At 45.5% G+C, this 17,441-nt stretch carries 19 protein-coding genes and 1 tRNA gene; 4 read left to right on the top strand and 16 right to left on the bottom strand.

Annotated elements, in window-relative coordinates; translation table 11 throughout:
• The first annotated feature begins 3 nt into the window (after positions 1–3).
• Positions 4–318 carry an SH3 beta-barrel fold-containing protein gene (locus D2V93_RS08435; protein ID WP_119619146.1) on the top strand — a complete coding sequence of 105 codons (315 nt, stop codon included), beginning with the start codon at positions 4–6 and terminating at the stop codon, positions 316–318.
• 29 nt (positions 319–347) lie between these two features.
• The gene (locus D2V93_RS08430) at positions 348–923 is read left to right on the top strand and encodes a hypothetical protein (protein ID WP_119619145.1); all 576 of its coding nucleotides are present in this window, start codon (positions 348–350) and stop codon (positions 921–923) included.
• 150 nt (positions 924–1,073) lie between these two features.
• Here the strand turns inward: D2V93_RS08430 and D2V93_RS08425 are convergent.
• From D2V93_RS08425 to D2V93_RS08405, 5 genes are all read right to left on the bottom strand, one after another.
• A tRNA-Arg gene (locus D2V93_RS08425) sits at positions 1,074–1,147 on the bottom strand.
• A 102-nt stretch (positions 1,148–1,249) separates the two neighbouring features.
• Complete coding sequence (locus D2V93_RS08420; RefSeq protein WP_245978174.1) at positions 1,250–2,077, bottom strand: sugar phosphate isomerase/epimerase family protein; 828 nt, start codon at positions 2,075–2,077, stop codon at positions 1,250–1,252.
• Positions 2,078–2,256: 179 nt separating this feature from the next.
• Complete coding sequence (locus D2V93_RS08415; protein ID WP_147377388.1) at positions 2,257–2,856, bottom strand: YceI family protein; 600 nt, start codon at positions 2,854–2,856, stop codon at positions 2,257–2,259.
• 85 nt (positions 2,857–2,941) lie between these two features.
• Positions 2,942–4,204, bottom strand: a complete 1,263-nt coding sequence (locus D2V93_RS08410) for a hypothetical protein (RefSeq protein WP_119619340.1) — start codon at positions 4,202–4,204, stop codon at positions 2,942–2,944.
• A gap of 41 nt (positions 4,205–4,245) precedes the next feature.
• Complete coding sequence (locus D2V93_RS08405; protein WP_119619142.1) at positions 4,246–4,851, bottom strand: YceI family protein; 606 nt, start codon at positions 4,849–4,851, stop codon at positions 4,246–4,248.
• Between the two features lie 278 nt (positions 4,852–5,129).
• On the opposite strand from D2V93_RS08405, the gene D2V93_RS08400 reads away from it, so the two are divergent.
• Positions 5,130–7,106, top strand: coding sequence for a monovalent cation:proton antiporter family protein (locus D2V93_RS08400; protein WP_119619141.1), 1,977 nt, complete (start codon positions 5,130–5,132; stop codon positions 7,104–7,106).
• An 11-nt stretch (positions 7,107–7,117) separates the two neighbouring features.
• Here D2V93_RS08400 and D2V93_RS08395 read toward each other — a convergent pair whose 3' ends face one another.
• The 8 genes from D2V93_RS08395 to D2V93_RS08360 form a co-directional block, all read right to left on the bottom strand.
• The gene (locus D2V93_RS08395; protein ID WP_119619339.1) at positions 7,118–7,633 is read right to left on the bottom strand and encodes a DUF5004 domain-containing protein; all 516 of its coding nucleotides are present in this window, start codon (positions 7,631–7,633) and stop codon (positions 7,118–7,120) included.
• A 55-nt stretch (positions 7,634–7,688) separates the two neighbouring features.
• Entirely contained in the window at positions 7,689–7,958 is a 270-nt protein-coding gene (locus D2V93_RS08390) for a hypothetical protein (protein ID WP_119619140.1), read from the bottom strand.
• A 35-nt stretch (positions 7,959–7,993) separates the two neighbouring features.
• A complete protein-coding gene (locus tag D2V93_RS08385; RefSeq protein WP_119619139.1) occupies positions 7,994–8,407 on the bottom strand; it encodes an SRPBCC family protein in 414 nt (137 codons plus the stop codon).
• Position 8,408: 1 nt separating this feature from the next.
• The gene (locus D2V93_RS08380) at positions 8,409–8,834 is read right to left on the bottom strand and encodes a VOC family protein (RefSeq protein WP_119619138.1); all 426 of its coding nucleotides are present in this window, start codon (positions 8,832–8,834) and stop codon (positions 8,409–8,411) included.
• A gap of 37 nt (positions 8,835–8,871) precedes the next feature.
• Entirely contained in the window at positions 8,872–9,249 is a 378-nt protein-coding gene (locus D2V93_RS08375) for a DoxX family membrane protein (protein ID WP_119619137.1), read from the bottom strand.
• 101 nt (positions 9,250–9,350) lie between these two features.
• Positions 9,351–10,259 carry a VOC family protein gene (locus D2V93_RS08370; RefSeq protein WP_119619136.1) on the bottom strand — a complete coding sequence of 303 codons (909 nt, stop codon included), beginning with the start codon at positions 10,257–10,259 and terminating at the stop codon, positions 9,351–9,353.
• A gap of 32 nt (positions 10,260–10,291) precedes the next feature.
• Positions 10,292–10,657, bottom strand: a complete 366-nt coding sequence (locus D2V93_RS08365) for an iron chaperone (RefSeq protein WP_119619135.1) — start codon at positions 10,655–10,657, stop codon at positions 10,292–10,294.
• A gap of 18 nt (positions 10,658–10,675) precedes the next feature.
• Positions 10,676–11,083 carry a VOC family protein gene (locus tag D2V93_RS08360; protein WP_119619338.1) on the bottom strand — a complete coding sequence of 136 codons (408 nt, stop codon included), beginning with the start codon at positions 11,081–11,083 and terminating at the stop codon, positions 10,676–10,678.
• 34 nt (positions 11,084–11,117) lie between these two features.
• Here D2V93_RS08360 and D2V93_RS08355 point away from each other — a divergent pair, with 34 nt between their 5' ends.
• The gene (locus D2V93_RS08355; RefSeq protein WP_245750747.1) at positions 11,118–12,182 is read left to right on the top strand and encodes a GlxA family transcriptional regulator; all 1,065 of its coding nucleotides are present in this window, start codon (positions 11,118–11,120) and stop codon (positions 12,180–12,182) included.
• Positions 12,183–12,194: 12 nt separating this feature from the next.
• Here D2V93_RS08355 and D2V93_RS08350 read toward each other — a convergent pair whose 3' ends face one another.
• The 3 genes from D2V93_RS08350 to D2V93_RS08340 are packed head-to-tail and all read right to left on the bottom strand — an operon-like array spanning position 12,195 to position 17,441.
• Complete coding sequence (locus D2V93_RS08350) at positions 12,195–13,949, bottom strand: hypothetical protein (protein WP_119619134.1); 1,755 nt, start codon at positions 13,947–13,949, stop codon at positions 12,195–12,197.
• Positions 13,942–16,158, bottom strand: coding sequence for a tryptophan-rich sensory protein (locus D2V93_RS08345; protein ID WP_119619133.1), 2,217 nt, complete (start codon positions 16,156–16,158; stop codon positions 13,942–13,944). Before D2V93_RS08345 ends, D2V93_RS08350 begins: the two co-directional genes overlap by 8 nt.
• Positions 16,155–17,441: a BatA domain-containing protein gene (locus D2V93_RS08340; RefSeq protein WP_119619132.1), complete on the bottom strand. Its 1,287-nt coding sequence runs from the start codon at positions 17,439–17,441 to the stop codon at positions 16,155–16,157. Before D2V93_RS08340 ends, D2V93_RS08345 begins: the two co-directional genes overlap by 4 nt.

Raw genomic sequence — 17,441 nt, 5'->3', positions numbered from 1 at the left:
ATCATGGAAACATTCAGATCACAAGTATTCAAGAGGGCGCACGAAATAGCCCGTACCACTGGAAAAGCATTTGCCATTTGTCTAGTGAAGGCATGGCAGATCTACCGCCTTAAAAAACAGATGTTGGCGGGAACCGTAAAGTTCGCCTTCGAGAAAGTTGACGGTACTATCCGTTATGCGTATGGAACCTTGGAACAAAAGTTCTTGGGCGATGTGCAAGGGCTTAGACAGCCCAATCCCAAGGTCGTGAGCTATTACGACATGGAGAAACTGGCCTTTAGATGTTTCAAGGCCGAAAACCTAGTCAGAATCTATTAATCAAATTATAACACTTAAAACCAAGAATCATGATTGTAATGACAGACTTAAAAATGTATGATACCATTGAGAAGGCAAAAGGAGGCAAAATCTATAACGCCTTTATGGTAGAATGTCCCGAACACAATAGCGTCAAGGACACCAAAAATTTAAAGGTGGCCATAAATTCACTAGGGGTCATTCAGGACATCCATAAGATGAACGCTCTATTGGAAGAAATAGGGAGCGAGCATAGGGTTGATGTTGAAATATTCTATATCGTCCTGGAGAAAGTGATAAATCCCAACGCCAACTTGACCGAGGAACACCGGAAACGGTTCTTCATGGGAACCAAGAAACTTGAAGAGCTTAGAGAAACCATATCCAGTCTTTCCCACATGAGCCTCTATTTTCCTTGTGAAGTGGAATACCTTGTGTTGGGAACCAGTCAGGAAGAAGTGAATGCCCTGAACAACCAACTGGCTGATGAAGATTTCAAGGACATATTCTTCCACCATCAAGCCTATTTCCAAAAAGGGATAATGGACTACGAAAAGTTCATATCATCGTTAAGGGAGTGGATTGCAATGATAAAGAAAGGAGGTGAGATCAATAAAGCAGCATAGTGTCCTATTTTTGGATATTTCAAGGAAGAGGGGAAACCCTCTTTTTTTTTGGTTCAAAAATCACCTCTTATTTCGATTTTGTGTTACAAATGTGTTACGAAGCCAATAAAAAAGCCACCTACTAAAATCGTAAGTGGCTTGTTATCAGGGTGATCGCGGAAGGATTCGAACCTTCGACCGTCTGCTTAGAAGGCAGATGCTCTATCCAGCTGAGCTACGCGACCTCGCTTTTGCGGGTGCAAAGATACTAATGTGAATGGTTGTAAAAAATATTTTTTTTATTTCTTGCCCAATTTGCCTAAAGTGGCTCTTGCACAAAAAATCAGTTAATCAAAACCAATCTCCTTGATACCCTTGTGGCTGATTATGATGACTTCCAACGGTTCTTTGTCCCAAGTCATATCCTGCTCCACAAAATATTTCTTCATGCCGGAGGTTTCCTTTTCCTCCAAAATCCTTCCAAAATCGATATGGCCTTCACCTACGGGAGCAAACTTTCCCTCATCGTCCATATCCTTTACGTGCCAAGACTTGAACCTGCCAGGGTATTTCTTAAAATAGGCTACGGGATCTGCACCAGCTTTGGTCACCCAATAGAGGTCCATTTGGAAATTCACGTATTTGGGGTCGGTGTTCTCCAATAAATAATCTATGGTAACCTCTCCCTCCGCATTCTGTTTAAACTCAAAATCATGGTTGTGGTACAATAATTTGAGACCGGCCGCTTCGCATTTCTTGCCCAGTTCCGTAAGCACTTCGGCCAAATCCTCAACAGTTCCCTTCATGCCCATGGTTCGGGCTTCAGGATCAAAAGTGAACATACCCATAGGTGGTACTGGGATAGTAAAATATTCAAATCCTGCCGCTTTCACCGCTGCAATCTGCTCATCGGCATTCTCCAAGGTCACTGTTCCTTGATGCGTGCTCACTGGTTTGAGTCCCAAACTTTCCAGATAGGCCTTAAAATCCTCGGGGGTCATGCCATAGAACTTCCCGTCGTTATATCCTGCTGCCTCAACATAGGCATACCCGGCTTCCTCGACCTTTTCCAAGGTTCCCTTTGCATCTTTTCCCATATTGTCCCTGACTGTATAAAGCGCCAGTCCACCAAAATTGTCCTGTGCCTGCATTGAAGTTGCCATAGCGCCCAGCATCAAGACGGCTAGGGCCTTTTTTCCATTGTTGATTATGAAATTGTGCATGTTGTTTGTTTTAGTTGAAAATCAGTCTCACAAGATACCTATTTCTTGAAACATCACAGCACACATTTGAACATAAAAAATTCCGTTGGATGTGATATCGCAACGGATTGAATCTATAATTCCAACAAAACCTATATCTCCTTCAACTTAAGGGAAAGTTCTACCTTGATCTTATTGTCCACCTTGATCATTCCCAAAACTTTTCGGGGAGGTTCAAGGTCAAAATCGCTCAACAATAGGTCCAAGGTCCCGTTCACACAGATATCCCCTGCTTGGACACAGCTCAGTGTGGTCTCGTATTTATGGGCCACTCCTGCAATGGTAATTTCCATGCCCACCCCAATTTTTTGCCCATCGGTCTCAGGTGGGTCCACATGGAGCAGCCTGAGTTCCACTTGTGGATGTTGCTCAGTTTTCAACAGCTCCCTGAAATCCTTGTTGATGGCCTTTCCTCCACAATCAAAGCAATCGTTTGCCAGTTTGAGCTTGGCATTTTTGAACTGAATCTGTTCCACTTTGTCGTTATAGGTCAATTGTACGGGCACTTCCAACTCCTGTACCTTGTACTTACAGGTAAAACCATTGACATTGGTGGTACCGATGATCACCACTTCACTCTCAGGGGCCACCCACACCCGTGTCTCACGTTCCGGTGCAGAAAAGAAAGCCCCGAAGATAAGAAGGGTCATAGCGGATATGCTCTTGACGTTATGGATCACAAATGGTATCATGGTAATTAAAGGTATTGATTTTTATGGTTTCAATCAAGGTCTGGGACGAATGTCCCAGACCTTTTCACCTAAACTCAAGAGTGACCTAGAAACTGATGACAGCTTCCAACAGAATCCCTTTAAATTCTCCTTCGCTGAAGATACTGGCTGGGTCGAAACCGTTGTACTGTTGGTTTACATACTCAATTTTGGCAAGTATGTTCTTGGTCAAGAAAACACCACCTCCCAATTGGAACCTGTCAATGGTGATGTCCTCTCCTGCAGCGGTGTCGGCATTTACCGTATTGTATCGGGTTCCTAGGTAGAAGTTTTCAGTCTTACCGAATCGGTATATAAGTTCTCCTGCCAATTGGGTAGCTGTTCTGTCGTCGGCTTCAGCATCTGCCTTGCCTTTAGCTTGTTCAAAGGTTCCGAAGAACTCCAATCCTTTATATTTTAGGAACGGGTTGATCATAAAGGAGGTGATCTCATTGGTCATTCCAGGATCGTATCTACCTGAACGGAAATTGCTGGATGTAGTAGCCTCGGTATTCTCCATGACCAAATAGTATCTGGAACCGCTTCGGTCCGCACTATATAGATAAACCCTTCCAGATTTACCGGTACTGTACATAGATCCGGTTAAACGCAACCTAAAATCATCTGTCAATTGTTTGTCATATCCCAATTTGGCCAAGATAGAAGCTCCTGTGGTTTCTGGGTTGGTCACCGCTTGGTTCAATTTACCGTTGGATAGCCCAAACATCCCTATAAACCCATTTTTCCTGAAATAGACCTCACCACCTACCTCTGTGGTAAAGGCATCCATGATCAAGTTGCCCACAAACGGATTATGTATGGCCTGTGCGTTGTCAGTCCTCCTAAAGTGGGCATCACCATAGTTGTTTTCCATGTGTCCTACCTTGATGGTCACATATTTCATGGCATCCTCCAACAGACCGGGGCTGATGAAATCCAGATTATCCACTTGGAAATACCCTCCTTTCACATAGGGTTCTGGGTGGTGCCTGGAAGACAGGTAGGTCCTTAAGTGCATTCGAACACCTTTGGCCAAAGCCACATCAAGATCTAAGTTGGCAGTTGCCAAGTTAAAGTTGTCCCCTATTTCAATCAGTTCCACAGCCCCTGAGTTCTCATGATCCACGGCTTGAAATTGTAGCGTGGATGATCCCCCCACCCTGACCTTGACCCCGTCAAAGGTAAGCGCAGTATCTTTTGGGCTTTCAAAAACGTTCACCCCGTTCTTATCAGGTTGTCTGTAGTTGTCCAGATTTCGATTTTGGGAATATCCCCACAGTCCTACCATGAATGTTGCGGAAAACAATCCGTATTTTACATATTTTTTCATTGTTATAGATTTTTTAGTTGAGTACTTCTTTTTATTGTTTATTATTTTTTCCAAATCGTGTTATAGTGAATTTCAATTTCATCCCCTGTTTTGATGGTTCCCATTAATGCCTTGGGCGGTTCTATGCCAAAATCGGTCATTTTCAATCCTTTTTTCCCTTCCAAACTGACCTTTTCCCCATTTACTGTCAAATCAAATGGGAGCTCTATTTTGTTTGTCTTTCCTGCAATGGTCAGGTTGCCATTGGCCACTACCTTATATTTGTTCGAGGAAGAGGGCACAGGCGTAATCTCTTTGATGCTTGAAAGTTGAAACACAATCTGTTTGTGGCTATCCGTGTCCAGGGCCTTGTACGTATTCTTGTCCATGGCGCTCTTTCCACTTTTTAGACTTTCTGCCTCAACAATGAACTTCAAGGCAGCAATCTTGGGCAGCTCCCCAGAAATGTCCACTTGGAGTGACCCTGATTTTTGCTCGGCAACCTCTTCCCAATCATGCAGGGTGGAAGTTCCTGTGACCGCAAGTTTGCCTTCCCCGTTGCTGAGCTTAAAATTTTGTGAAGAAAGCGTTACGGGTACCAGTCCCACTACAATGGCCAGAGCGGCTATTTTTAATGAACGCTGGTTCCTTTTGATATAACTTTTCATAGTTTCTAGGTTTTGATAGGACAAAGATCTTGTACAGACCATTCTTAAAAGATGATAAATGTCAGGTTTTTCCTAAAACGATATTTTCTTTGGGAAAAGACCTACCTCTGTCATTTTCGCTTTTCGAGTATAATTGGGCCAAAGTGGATAGGGAGCAGGCTATTTGAAAAACCTTGATTGCTTTGGAAAAGTTGATTGTGAACGGACATACTGAAGATACTTTCTTCTTAACTTTGAGGTTTTGGTCCAGTAGTGATAACCATTAAAACCCACCCGATATGCACTTACCCATGTTACAGGACTTTTTGATCTTGCTGGGACTTTCCATGGTCGTGGTATTTGTTCTGCAACGCTTGAAACTACCCTCCATCTTGGGTTTTTTGGTCACCGGGATCCTTATCGGGCCCTATGGTTTTGGTCTCCTGAACGAATCTGAACAGATTGAGGCCATCTCGGAAATTGGGGTCATCCTATTGTTGTTCGTGATCGGAATGGAACTCTCCATCAAACAGTTGATGTCCATAAAGAACACGGTCTTCATCGGAGGTGCCTTGCAGGTGGGACTGACGATATTGGTCTCAGGATTGATCTATTATCTATTGGGCTATGCATGGAACGAGGCCCTTTTTGTGGGGTTCCTTTTTTCGCTGTCCAGTACCGCAATTGTGCTGAAGGTCTTGCAGGAACGTAACGAAATGTCCGCCCCGCATGGTCGTAATGCCCTGGCCATCCTGATCTTCCAAGATATCATTGTGGTGCCCATGATGTTGTTCACCCCGATCATTGCAGGGCAGTCGGGCAATGTGACGAACAGCATATTGATGCTGTTGCTCAAAACGGTCATTGTTCTGGCCATTACCGTTGTCAGTGCCCGGTATCTGGTGCCAAAGTTGCTGTACCTCGTTGCCAAGACCAAGAGCAAGGAGCTTTTTCTGATCACCACCATAACCATTTGCTTTGCCGTGGCCTTTCTGACCTCCGAGGCCGGGCTATCGTTGGCCTTGGGTGCCTTTTTGGCGGGTCTGATCATTTCCGAATCCGAGTATAGCCATCAGGCCACCAGCATCATATTGCCCTTTAGGGAGCTCTTCACCAGTTTCTTCTTTATATCGGTGGGCATGCTCTTGGACCTTCCTTTTTTTGGAAGGAATGTTGGGGTCATTTTGCTCATCGTGTTCGGGGTATTTCTCATCAAGTCCTTGATCGCGGCCCTTTCCATCGCAGTGCTCAAATATCCGCCCAGGACATTTCTGCTGACGGGCCTTGCACTTTTTCAAGTGGGGGAATTTGCCTTTATACTTTCAAAAGTGGGGATACAATATGGGCTGCTCAATGCGGAGACCAACCAATATTTCTTGGCCGTTTCCATCATCTCCATGTTCCTGACACCTTTTGTGATCATTTTCTCGGAGAACATTGCCTTTGGCGTTATGAAACTGGGGCCCATCAAGGCAATGGACAAAATGCTCATGGCCTCGGAGGAAACGGAAAAATCCGATGAAATGAAGAACCACTTGGTGATCATAGGCTATGGCATCAATGGGAGTAACCTTGCCCGGGCCGCCGAGTTCAGCAACATACCCTATGTGGTGGTGGAACTCAATGCTGATGTGGTGAAAAAAGAAAGGCAAAATAATGTGCCCATCCATTTTGGGGATGCCACCCAGGACCACATCCTGGAATTTGCACACACTTCCAAGGCCCGCGTGGTGGTCATTGCCATTTCCGATTCCATCGCCACCAAGGCCATTATAAAAAATATCAGGAGCATCAGCCGGTCCATCCATATCATTGTGAGGACCCGTTACGTAAAGGAGATCACCGAATTGATTGCCATGGGTGCCGATGATGTGATCCCCGAGGAGTTTGAAACATCGATTGAGATATTTTCAAGGACCTTGCACAATTTTCTTGTGCCCGAAGATGATATTGAACATTTGGTGAACAGTGCCCGATTGGACAACTATGAATTGTTCCAAAACAAAAAAGGCACTCCTCGAACATTCAGGCCCACTGAGTTCCCCGATTTCAACATTTCCTGCGTACGGGTCAACACCGACGACAGGGATATTGTGGGCAAGGAACTCAAAGACCTGAACCTAAGGAATGCCTATGGCATCAATATTTTGGGTATTTCCAGAAAAAATGAGCTACATAGTTCCATAAAACCCTCGGACAAGATCTATCAAGACGATCTTCTCTTTGTGAGCGGGGACCAAATGGGTATCGATCAATTCCGGAAAAGTATTGATTAAAGAATCCTTTATCACTCCAAACTATAGGTAAAAGTAATTTCGACGGCACTTACCACGCCATCCACATCCCTTACCTCAAAATCATTGGTGAACGAGAATTCGGTCCCATTGACATTGAATTCTATATCGGTATTCTGCAGGCTACATCCGCTGACCAAGCTCAAATTCGCTGAGGCCAGTCGCCATGTTCCCTCCAATGCTGCTTTGTTCTGACAATCCGTGGCATTCTGTCCCTGTTCGTATTCATAGGTCCTGTCTGAATTGAAAGTATAAGAAGCGTCCCTTTGGCAGGCTGAGTATTGTGCAAAAAAATCAGTACTTGGATTGTCCACATCATCATCGGTAAGATCGATTTCCTCATCAGCGGTAATTGCTGAAAGCACCCAAGTCCCTACCAGCAATTCTTCTTCAGTAGCCAATTCGCCGGTAAAATCCTCAGGGCAATCAACGTCATTGTCCGAGTTGCACGATGAGATGATTCCTCCCATCATAACCAACATACCAATAATAAAAGCGTTTCTTTTCATAAACATATCAAATTTATAGTTTATATATTGATGGGAAAAACGGCATTTGGTTGCATCATTTTTGCCAAAATCTTTTTTGCATCCCATTTTTTTCTTCATTCACGACATCTGGAAGCAACTCGATTTTGAACCCTTGGTCCCTCACGATCCTTAAAATGCTCTTGATACAAATTTCCCCATCAAGCTTGGATTGTACCCGAAGGATCTTGTCACAATCCTCCAGGTCAAAGTTGATCCCAAGACCTGGAAAATGCTGCTGAAGAATGTCCAGAACCTGTTCGGCATTGATGTTGGACACTATATTTGTACTGAATACTTCTACCATTGCACGTTTACTACCTATCCGAGAAATTGGAAAAGTTACCTTTCAACATAGGCTTTGAAATTATTGAGGATGGCCTGCCAGCCTCCTTGCTGCATTTCCAAAGGATTTTGATTCTCCGGATCAAAAACTGTCGTCACCAAGGTACCTGTCCCTGAAGTTTCAAAAGTGGTCGTGGCCTGCCTGCCATCCGTCATCGTGTACGAGATTTTTTTGTGTTTGACCACTTCATCGTAAACGGCCTCAAAATCGAAACCAAAACGACCATCCTTCGCTTCCATCCTGGCCCTATATTTGCCCCCGACCTTAAGGTCGTTCTCGGCCTTTGGACAGCACCAACTGTCCGCAGCAAAATTCCATTGGGTAATGTGCTCTGGATCGGTCCAGCACTCCCATACCCTTTCCACATTCTTGTTCACAGTGGTCTGTACAGTGATTTTATCCTTTTCCATCTTATATGTATTGTTTATTGAAGTTCACCATCCATCTCACACCGAACTTATCGATAAAACTGCCAAAATAATCACCCCAAAACTGGTCTTCCATGGGCATTTCCACATCACCTCCCTCAGAAAGTCCATTGAAAAGCCGGTCAGCTTCTTCCCTGCTCTCTGGATGCAGGGAAATGTACACGTTGTTGCCTTGGTTCAAGGTATGACCCATGGACTGAACAATATCCGAGCCCATTAAGATGGTATCCGTGCCAATGGGAAGACTGATGTGCATGATACGGTTTTTCTCCTCTTCGTTGAGACCGTCGGTGCCTGGAGCATCCTCCATCTTCATGTTGGCAGTAAACTCACCACCAAAAACCGATCTATAGAAATTGAAGGCATCTTCGGTTTTACCGTCAAAGTTCAAATAGGGATTTACTTTCATTTTTTTTGCTTTTTAATTATGGATTATATTGAATTTTTTATTGGAAAATGGGCCTGTATTTATATCTGTTCTCGTACATGATCCATCCCAAGATAATGGCCAGTACCAAAGCGATGACGAATCCGCTTGTGTCCACCACCGTGTTGACGAGCAAAATGCCCACCATCACTGGAAGAATGATCAATGCTCCCAAGGCCCGTGTTTTGGGTATGATGACCAAAATACCACCGATGAGTTCGGCCAAACCCACCAAGGGCAATAGCCAAGAAATTTCCATCATTGCCTGAAAATCCTTCAACAAGGCTTCTGGCATTTCTTCTGGCATGGGCATGTAGTTCAAAAATTTGTTAAGGCCTGCATTGGCGAACATCAGTCCGAAGAGCAAGGCCAAAATGAAGAGAATCTTGTTTTTCATGATTCATGAATTGTTTATCGTTTACGCTTATAAAACTAAGGCATATGATATTGAAAAGGAGGTGTGAAAACGGCGGCTTTAGGGGGCATTCCCGTCAAACTTTATTGATTATAGGCTGCCACGAGTTGAGATACATCCAGTTTCTTCATTTGCCATAGGGCCTCCATCAGCTGCTTTACACGATGGGGCTCACCATTCACCAACTTTTCCGAAACAATTTCCGGAACAATTTGCCAAGACACTCCATACCTGTCCTTCAACCAGCCACATCGGGACTCACTGCCCCCATTCTTGGTAAGTGCTTCCCATAAATGGTCCACCTCTGTCTGGTCTTTGCAGTTGACATACAATGAAACGGCCTCGTTGAACGGCATTTCCGCTTCCGTACCGTTGTCTATGACCATGAATGTCTGACCCTCCAGTTTAAATTGGGCATGGTTCACCAGACCTTCGGGCCCAGGTCCGTTTGCCCCATATCTGGATATTCCATCCAAGGATGAGTCTCCAAAAATGGACATGTACTGGTTCAAAGCCTGCTCTGCATTGCCTCGCTGCTCCCCAGAAAGCATCAACAATGGGGTCACCCGTTGCCCAACATCTTCCAACTTGCCCTTCATCAGTTGCCAAGAAAGCCCAAAGCGATCCGTGACCCATCCATAACGCTCGCTCCACGGATAGGTATCCAAGGCCATCATTGCCTCACCCCCTTTTATTAATTGTTCCCAGACCGAATCGATTTCATCCTCAGTCTCAAAAATGACAAAAAAGGAAATGGATGGGTTGAACTTGAACATGGGACCCGCATCAAAAGCATGAAAAGTGGTGCCATCCAGGGTAAAACACCCATTTTGGACAGTAGTTGAAGGAAAAGGACTTCCCTCCGGCCATTTGTTCAAAAAATCAATCTTTGAGTTTGGGAAGATCGAGGTATAAAAATTCATGGCTTCCTCGGCCCGGTCATCAAACCAAAGAAAGGGTACAATCTTTTGGGTGTTCTTTGTTGTTTTCATGGTGCTTGAATTTATGTGCTTTTTGGGTTGTTCTATGATTTGTTAGCTTCCAGTTGCTGTTGGTATCTATAGGCCATCATCCGTTTGATGAGCTCCATAGGCAATGGTCGATCATGTGGAAACTGGACAGAGCCTTTTCCTTGTTTATATCCGGCCAATTCCTTTGCAAAGTGTTCATGGGTGTTGGGGATGGCGTAGAAACCTATGTGTTTTTCATAAGCTGCATAGTAGACCAGGACACCTTTGTACTTCAGGGCCGGCATATTGTAGCTGATCGCTTCACTGGCCAATGGGGCCACGGTTTTCAATTCTTTGCGGATGGTGGCCATACGCTCAAGGGCCGCTTTTGGGATTTCCTTGAAATAATCGTCCACTGTAGTGAATTTCCTGCCTTTCATATCTGTTTACTTTTGCCGTTATTTTATATGATAATGGAACAACCATTCGTTGCCGTACTTGTCCACCAAACTTCCAAAAAGGTTCCCCCAATGGGTCTTGCCCAGCGGATACGCACTTACGCTCCCCTTTTTGAGTTTTTGGTAATATTCTTGGAGCTGCTCTTCACTCGAAGCACCCAAAAGAATGGATATGGAATTGCCTCTGACCAATTCCCGGTCCACCATATCGGTACCCATCAACAACATCCCGTCCTTTTCCAAGGCCGCTTGTACCACGAAACCCTTTAGTTGGTCTGGAAACACATCGGCTCTTGGAGTGTCCTCCAACGTCTGTAGCTTCAGTTCCCCTCCTAGACATTCTTGGTAAAATTCCATGGCTTCCCTGCAATTCCCATTAAATGTAAGATATGTAATGATTTGGCTCATCGCTTGCCTATTTTTCAACACAACAAAGATGAAAATGAAAATAAGAAACCGCAGGGTGCAAAAACGTCTGTTTAACGGGTTGATTCCGCCAAAGGTTTTCATTACTTTTGGAAACATGAAGACCATATCCATCTTAATTCCCAAAACTGCGGTGGCCTCGGGGGTCACGGCAGCCCGGTACCTGTTCACAACGGCCAATCAATTTTTACAGGCCTCTGGCAAGGAACCCTTGTTCAACGTGCAAATGGTGGGCACCGATAAGGAAATCCGGATCCAGGACGGGGCCTATTCCATAACCACGGATGCCTTTTTGGAAGACTCCGGGCAGGCCGACCTCGTCATCATCCCTCCTATCTTTGGTGACATGCAGACCGCTTTGGCCCTGAATGAGGATACGATTCCTTGGATCACAAAACAGCGGGACATGGGTGCAGAGGTGGCCTCTTTGTGCATTGGAGCTTTTCTATTGGCCTCCACGGGCATGCTGAATGGCAAAAAGTGTTCTACCCATTGGGCCTTTTACAACGAGTTCAAGGAAATGTTTCCAGAGGTGGAAGTGGTCGATGGCGGGGTCATCACCGAAGAAAATGGCATCTATTCCAGTGGTGGGGCCAATTCCATATGGAACCTCTTGCTCTATCTTTTGGAAAAATATACGGACAGGGACATGGCCATCCTGGCCTCCAAATATTTTGCCATTGATATCGACAGGGACAGTCAAGCTGCCTTTATGATGTTCACTGGTCAAAAGGACCACAACGACGAACAGGTAAAACAGGCCCAAGAATACATTGAAACGAACTACCACGAAAAAATGACCGTGGACGAACTTGCCGAAATGGTCGCCGTGAGCCGAAGAAGTTTTGAGCGACGTTTCAAACAGGCTACGAACAATACGGTGGTGGAATACCTGCAACGGGTAAAAATAGAGGCTGCCAAGCGCAGTTTTGAGTCTACCCGAAAAAATATCACCGAAGTCATGTTCGATGTGGGCTATACCGATTCCAAGGCGTTCCGGAACGTGTTCAAGAAAATCACTGGGCTCACGCCCATTGAGTATCGGAACAAGTACAACAAAGATGTGACCGCGGTCGCCTGACCTGAACCCTTATTAGTGGAAAAGCTTGGGTTCCAACCACAGCCATCCCATACAAAGGACAAACGGGACGAAGAACCAGAACGGGGATATAGGGGCATGGTCCTTTGATGTTAAGGGTTTGACTTTTCCAAAACCTCCATGCTGTCCAAATTGTCTGAGGTTTGCTTCCAGCACATTTTGCTGCGTCATGGCTTTTCGCTCATTGGTATCAAAAACATAATAGGAAAAATGGGATAGGGAATCCGCAGAAATCCCTAGTTGATTCCATCCAGCACGACGGGGGTATCTGGTACCGTTCCATAACGTGGATACCGAAAAATCCTGAAGCAGCGGAATACCCATTCCTTGATCGGTTTCCACCTTAGGGCTTTCCACATTGGTGCGCAATTGAAATTCAAAAGGCTGGTTTGGTCTAGGAATATCCGTCAGGGCTTGCCACTCCGTCTCCACTTCCTGCTGGCGGACAAACTCGTTCAACAGATGTGTCCAAATTCTGGCGTACAGATCTTGATTTCCATTCAATATCAAATGATAGGTATCCTGCAGGACTGAAGTGGCCATCTTGCCTTTTTCCATCGGGATATAGGCTGAAATCTCCACCGAATCCAGAATGATGGGTTGAAGGGGAAACCTGTGCTGAAAGGAATACGGATATTTTTTCAGGCTTTGCGTAATTCCGCCAAAGGTGAAATCACTTTTCCCATCCACCAAAAATCGAAACGGGGACTGCCGTTGCGAAAGTTTAAAAAATGAGGTGTTGGGCTGAATGAACAGCCCGGTTCCCTGTTCCCGTATTGTTTCTTCCAAAATCGCTCTGGAAGATGTCCCCAGACCAAGGTATGAGTCCGTGTCCATGATGATCAGGTCAAAACCTTCCAACGCCTTTGGCGTAATTTGGTAAATGGGGGAAGCCTCCCGATTGAAATACTCAAACTTGAACTTGTCCTTGGTCAATTGGGTGCGTGCCAATACGCTATGGCCATTTTCGGCCAGAAAGTTCTTGAGGTATTTGGTCTCGAATGTGGGGAAGTTTGTGACCATCCATATCTTTAGGGGTTCACGAGGCTGCACCTTTACGGGTAGGGGCTCTGTGCCCACCAACGACCCTTCGGCATCTTTTTCCACCAACGAATAGACAAACTGACCGCTGGCCTTGGGTTTGGTTCCCAATTCAATATACTGATCGGTCCCATCTTCGAGTGCGATGGAATCGAGTCCATTCCCCCCAGAATCGTTCAATATGAGCCAATGTCCCAATTTAGGGTTGTTGTATCTAGCCCTTATGGAAAGTTCATCCCCCAACAAAAGCTCATTTTCATGCGCTATGTCCACCAATCCTTCAGGTTTCCCGCCACCCAGAAAGTTAACGGACTTGCCCTTGAACTGCCACACATCAAAAGGCTGTATCCCATGCCCCAATACAAAAAGGGAATCAGTGGTTTCCAAAAGGGCCAGGGTTTTTCCTGGGATATAGCTTTCCATTTTTATGCGTCTAAAAATAGACCGGATGCTATCCAATTGTTCCGGCCGATGACCTTCCGTCAATACGATGCCTCTTCCCAGAAGTGCTTCTTTTTGATGTGCGGGCTTCAAAGCCATCAACAACAATGAAGCTATCCCGATAAAGGAGACTACCAATTTTACCCAGAACCTTCGCTCTTTTCGCTGTGGCCATTCCTTCCATATGAACGTTCCCCAAAGCAACAGACTGCCCACGAAAAATGGCCAGAAAAACTTCCAGTTCAAAAAGGACAGCCCATCAATCATAACTACCCAACTCTTTTAGGTACAACCTATTGATCTCGTCTTGCAAACCGGTTTTCTTACCTGGGTTGCCCTCCACTTCACCGATAACGGAAAGAAGACTTTTCTGGATTTCCCTAAATTTTTCCGGTGTTCTCGCATCAGCCCTTTCCAGGTCGCGCAGCCCCTGTAATACCTTTAGGTATTTTAAGGGTTCCACCACTGCTTTTTTGGCCAACTCGTTGCCCGTTTCTTGAAAAAGTGCCCTATCCGTTTCCTTGAATGTCGTACTGCCCATACTCAAAAGTTCGAGACGGGATATGGCCTTTCGAGTGGATGCAAAGGACAAGGCATGGTCGAACTGTTCTTTTTTGTCATAATTCGCAATTTCCTTGATGTCGCCCGTAAGCCGCTTTTCTTCTTTGATGGGAGGAGGGTCAAAACCTATCCGGTGCACATAGATCCGGGCGCTGTTCTTGATCTCCTGAATGAGTTCGAGTGCCTTGTATTGGTATGGCAAGGAATTTTCGGGCTCGTAAAGCCTAAGATAAAGTTCCGCATCCCACATAATGTTCAGGGCCTCCCTGAGCTTGTCCTTCAACGATTTTTCAAACAGGGTGGATTCTTCGGGGTCATCATGGTTGTGGAGGTATTCATGCAACGGATCTTCTTCTCCTTCCTCCTCTTCCTCCGCATGTTCGGGCACCAAATTGTGCTCATTGTCACTGTCATGTTTGTGACTGTACCCTTCCAGAAGGTCTTCTTCGCCTTCTTCATGAACATCATCAGCCTCTACATGGGAAACTGCACCTGGAGCAGCCTGTATTTCGGCTTCATCGCCCATGAACTGCCCATATTTCAATCGGAGGGATTTTTGGTCAAAGCCCAGTTCGTTGCTCTTGAATTTGAACTGATATTCGGATAGATTGGGACGGTCCTTGATGAGTTTTTCGGTGTCGATGATCAATTGGCGCTGGCTCCTGAAATAATCGGGCATCAGGTCCACTCCCAATGTGCCTTCCACGGCAAATCCATCACTGACCGTGTCCCTGATCACCGCAAAATAGGTTTCGCTTCGGGAAACATTGGCGTTCGGAACTTTGTTGTCCAAGGCCTCCACATAGAAATAGAGCTCATCACCGGGATCCATACCCAATTGGTCCAAATCCAACTGTTTCCGTAATTCCAGTTGCTTGCTCCCTTTGGAAAAAGCACCTTCAAAACGAATGGTTTCTTCCCTGAATTTTACCGATTCCCCAGACCCCTTGCTCACCGTGGCCACAATGTAAACATCATCCACCCCAAAATCATCCGTGGTCTTGGCTTTCAGCGGAATCTCCTTGGCCGCATCATACTCAAAATAGCTGTATTGGGGCAAATCGTCCACTTCGATGACTGGCGGAATATCTTTTATGGCTTCCAAGGAATATAGATCCGTGGTATAGGCATTGCCTTCCACATCCTTGAAACTGAAACTATAGAACCCGGATGCCTCCACTTTCTGGTTCAGGATATATTCTCCGTTCATTTTGGAAAGTGCAAAAACTTCGCCCATGCGCTCCATGTCGATGGAAGCCGCTTCCCCTTCGAATACCAAAGTCCAAGTCACCACAGACCCTACTACGGCACTGATATTGGGGTTCGAGGTCTTCAACGTGGGCAATTTCGTATAATCTGGATAGTTGACCGTAATCGAGGTCTCTTTCAATTTGGGAGCTTTAACAGCCGTTTCCAGCGTATCCAAGGGGGTGAATTGAATCCGACTTTCGGTTGTGGGTTCCACGAGATGTTTTCCATAGGTCTTGACTCCAAAATGAACAGCTAAACCTATCAGGACAAGACCCAACATCACCGGAATGGAAATGATCAATTTGTGGGGCGGCCTCAATTTGGGCAAAATGGTGTGCAGTTGGGAATATACCTTGTGCTGCTGCAACTTGGACAGGTCGGAAAGCTCTTCCGTGGACATCGCCAAAAGCCCACTGCTATATGCCGCTTCTGGCACATGGGCATCGATATAGGCCACGGCATTTTCCATATTCAAGCTCCAGGGCCGGTAAAAATAGAGTGCAACCAAGAAGGCAAGAACAAAAACCAAAACGGTAGCGAGAATGTTCCATGACACCAGATAGGTCAGTGCACCACAGCCCAAGGCATAGCACAGACACTCCAAATATAGGATTCGTTGCCATCTTTTCCTGAACTGTACCAACTGCCCCTCTCCCATCATCATTGCTTTTTGAGGTATGAAATCACACGTTCAACCATCATCAACACCAAAAGGGCCAAAAACGCCCAATGCGACATGTCTTTGAATGTGGCCCGCTCCCTTTTCGATTTGGGTTCCACATAATTGGGCTTCAACTCGGACGCATCCATCTGACGGGAATCCGCCTTCAAAATCACTTCTTCAATATCAGCATCCAAGTCCAACAGCGTTAATAGTTGTTCTGCAAAATGTTCCTCTACCGTATTCTCCGCAGTCAGGGTCTTGGTCAAATGATAATGTCCATCTTGAGCATTAGGGACTATCAGCCGATTGGCCAATGGGTCTTCATGGCGCACCAACCATTTCCCCGAAAAAGCATCCGAGGGGTCGTCCCGCAACCAAATATTCAAATCTGCAGATGAAGCGTCGGGCTGTTCGCCTTCCTTAAATGTTTGAACCTTGATGTCCCGCTGAAGATAGTTGGACAATGCGGCCAAGGAGGCTTCAATGTATCTTTTTTCGGTCTCAGTTTCCGTATGGGAATAAAGGGCTACTTCGATAGGTCTTAAAACGGTATGACCTATGGTCTTTGTTCCATTGTCCGTTTCCACCTTAAGGCTGTCCCTGTTTTCGGTAAGGGAAAAACCGTTGGTCAGTTTTTGCTTTTTGAAAAGGTTGTTCTGCCCATCACCGACTAGGGAGAACATCTCTGTTTCTTGGCCATTTTCCAAAGCCATCAATGGGGTTTCCCCAAGGTTTTCAGGTTCCATGACCACCCAATTGATCTTTTTGTGTGTAGTGGGCCTCATAGACTTGAATCCCTGCACCCGGGCGTGTGAAAAGACCACAATGCTATCGGAGGGTAGGGAATCCATTTTTTGGACCAACTGCCAATAATTGGGTGTTGACGCTCCGGGATTTTCCATATCCATTTCCCATTCCGGAAATCCATTTTTCAACAGCAATATCTCTGAAATATCGTTCAAACTGTCCAGAACTTTACTCAAGGTTTCATGATTGCCAAGGGATGGCTCCACCACATAAGTGACCTCATCTCTATTTTTATGCGTTCGCCATTGGGGCCCGGCCATCAGCATGACCGCAAGGGCGATGACCAACATTCGCAGAAAAAGTAGGAACCATTCGTTCAGTTGTAGACTGCTCGATTGTCTTGAGTTGGATTCGTCCAACAACTGTATGCTTCCGATCTTGATGGTCTTTGCTTCCTTTTTGCTCCACAAATGGATGGCCAAGGGGACCAAAAGACCCCATAATGCCCATAAATATGAAGGATTTGCAAATACCAT

Source organism: Flagellimonas taeanensis (assembly GCF_003584105.1).
GTDB classification, from domain to species: domain Bacteria; phylum Bacteroidota; class Bacteroidia; order Flavobacteriales; family Flavobacteriaceae; genus Flagellimonas; species Flagellimonas taeanensis.
This window is presented reverse-complemented; position numbering and strand designations above follow the sequence as displayed.